1 protein-coding gene is annotated in these 278 nt (G+C 43.2%); it reads right to left on the bottom strand.

Annotation, left to right across the window (positions count from 1 at the left end; genetic code table 11):
- Positions 1-278 (bottom strand): amidohydrolase family protein (locus tag PZC42_RS24510; RefSeq protein WP_277214067.1); only part of this gene is annotated, 278 nt, incomplete at both ends.

The following is a 278-nucleotide window of genomic DNA, read 5'->3' as shown; positions in this document are numbered from 1 at the left end:
GAATACGGCCAAGCTCTGGTTTTTTTAGCCACTCTGCTGCATTTTTCGTAACCGCATCAATCACTTCTTCTAGCGGATACCCTAAGAAAAGGAATTTCGAAAGAACGTGAGCCATACTATACACTGGACCGTGCACGCGATTCTTCCGGTAAATATCTTTACTAATTGTATGAAAGTCAATACCGTGACGCTTCGCTGCTTCTGCTACTTTAAAAGAAAAACTAGCAGTCCCGTGACCAACATCTAAATGTACGCCGCGATTCACTGCATCTAGTAAC

It is taken from the genome of Isoptericola croceus (genome assembly GCF_029382255.1).
GTDB lineage: Bacteria > Actinomycetota > Actinomycetes > Actinomycetales > Cellulomonadaceae > Isoptericola > Isoptericola croceus.
The sequence above is the reverse complement of the archived record's forward strand: the minus strand, read 5'-3'. Positions and strand labels throughout refer to the sequence as shown.